The sequence below is a fragment of the uncultured Campylobacter sp. genome, from assembly GCF_937997595.1.
In the GTDB taxonomy this organism is placed as follows: domain Bacteria; phylum Campylobacterota; class Campylobacteria; order Campylobacterales; family Campylobacteraceae; genus Campylobacter_B.
In genome coordinates, this window is the sequence record NZ_CALKTS010000097.1 from 1 (window position 1) to 2,375 (window position 2,375).

Genomic DNA, 2,375 nt, shown 5'->3' on the forward strand with positions numbered 1-2,375 from the left:
CCACTGGGATTTGCAGATAGATATCGGCTTTTTTCGCCATATCTGTGCGCTTCGGATCTACGACAATCATCTTAGCGCCACGTTGCAAGCCTCGCTGCATCTGCATAGCGATGATCGGGTGGCACTCGCTCGTGTTGGTGCCGATGAGTAAAAATACGTCCGTATCGGTAGCGAACTCTACCAAATCGTTCGTCATCGTTCCGTTTCCTAGCGTGTTGGCAAGACCTGCCACTGTAGGAGCGTGTCAAAGACGGGCGCAGTGATCGACGTTATTGCTGCCCTGAGCACGGAAAAATTTCTGAAAAACGTAGTTGTCTTCGTTATTTGAGCGCGCCGAGCTAAAACCCATTATTGAGCTTGGGCCATATTTAGCGACGGTCTCTTTAAATTTAGACGCTACAAAATCGTAAGCCTCTTCAAAGCTTACCTCCTCAAGCTTACCGCTTCTATCAAATACTCCGTTTTTCTTACGGATCATAGGTTTGGCAAGGCGTTTTGGAGAGTTTACGAACTCCCAGCCGAACATCCCTTTTAAGCATAGCTCGCCGTCATTTACGTGATGGGCCTGCGTAGGGCGCGCGTTTACGATCCTGCCGTCTTTTACGATAAGATCGATACCACAGCCGGTGCCGCAGTAAGGACAAGTCGTTTTGACAATCTTTTCTCTGGACTGCATAATATTCCTTTCAAGAATTTTGGTTTGCACGGCTATTATACTTTCTAGATTATAAAAGAATTTTTAAATTAGTGAATTTTTTTAAGCAAAATTTAAGCAATATGCAAATATCGCATATTAAATTGAATAGTTAAATTTTACGCTTTTGCCTCGATAATGACGGCGTTTTAGTGTAAAATTTATCGCTTATCGCAAAAGACGCTTTTTAAGCTAAGTTTTATAATTTTAATAGAATTTTGAAATTATATTACGCTCCGTTTTATTTCAAAGCGCGATTAAATTTTGATGAAATTTTAATGCTAATTTATCGGTATATTATATTAATTTAATTAAATGAAAATCTATATTAAAATTTATCAAAAACTCGCCGTCCTGATAAAATTTAAGCCACTAAATTTAAAATTTATAAAATTATTATCTTATATCTGAAATCTATGTAGAAAAAACCTTGATTTTAATCTAGACTAAGCCGTTTTTTTATGCTATTATTCAAAATCTTAGTAGAAATTAATTCTAAACGAAAGGTTAATCTCATGGATAGACGAGACTTTATAAAAAGCTCTGCAGCAGCGGCTGCCTGTAGCGTTGCGGGCATCAGCTTGCCTAGCAGTCTTAGTGCTGCGGACGAAGCCGAAAAAGGCTGGCGCTGGGACAAGGCGGCCTGTCGCTTCTGCGGCACCGGCTGTGGCATCATGGTAGCTACCAAAGACGGCAAGATCGTAGCGGTCAAAGGCGATCCGTTAGCGCCCGTAAATCGCGGTCTAAACTGCATCAAAGGCTATTTCAACGCCAAGATCATGTACGGCGCAGATCGCATTACCAAGCCTCTTTTACGCGTAAATTCCAAAGGCGAATTCGACAAAAAGGGAAAATTTATCGAGATCAGCTGGCAACGAGCGTTCGACGAAATGGAGAAGCATTTTAGGCGAGCCTATAACGAAGGCGGTCCCGAGGGCTTTGCCGTACTTGGTAGCGGTCAATACACGATCCCGGAAGGTTACGCCGCAGCAAAGCTAGTAAAGGCGGGCTTTCGCTCCAATAATCTCGATCCTAATGCTCGCCAGTGCATGGCCAGCGCCGTCGTAGGCTTTATGCAAACCTTCGGTATCGACGAGCCTGCGGGCGTTTTCGACGATATCGAGCTAACCGACACTATCATCGCCTGGGGCGCGAATATGGCAGAGATGCACCCTATCCTTTGGTCTCGTGTCTCCGACCACAAGCTTCGCAACCCGGACCGCGTAAAAGTTATAAATCTCTCGACATACTCTAGCCGCACTTCAAACATCGCCGATATTGAAATTATATTCCGTCCGAATGCCGATTTAGCGATATGGAACTACATAGCAAGGGAGATCGTCTACAACCACCCGGATATGATAGATGAGAAATTTATTAAAGAGCACTGTGTGTTCGCTACAGGCCCTGTGGATATCGGCTACGGCTTGCGAGAAGATATAAATCATAAAAAATACCGCAAAACCGAGCTTGATACCGCGGCTAAGCAAAAATCCAAAATTTTAAGCAAATCCGAGGGCGTTACGTTAGCATATCTTGGTATGAAAGAGGGCGACGTACTCGAAAATAAGCACTCTGACAAATCGGATGCTCACTGGCTTATAAGCTTTGAAGAATTTAAAAAAGCGCTGGAGCCTTACACGCTAGATTTCGTAGCGCCTTTGGCCAAGGGTAACGAAGA

At 43.5% G+C, this 2,375-nt stretch carries 2 protein-coding genes; one reads left to right on the forward strand and one right to left on the reverse strand.

The genetic code is table 11. The annotated features are described in order from the left end of the window. Positions 1 to 676: molybdopterin-dependent oxidoreductase (locus Q0614_RS03490; protein WP_298786559.1), on the reverse strand; the 676-nt coding region annotated here is incomplete at its 3' end. 533 nt (positions 677 to 1,209) lie between these two features. Here Q0614_RS03490 and Q0614_RS03495 point away from each other — a divergent pair. After that, the coding region (locus Q0614_RS03495; RefSeq protein WP_298786561.1) for a molybdopterin-dependent oxidoreductase at positions 1,210 to 2,375 on the forward strand (1,166 nt) is incomplete at its 3' end.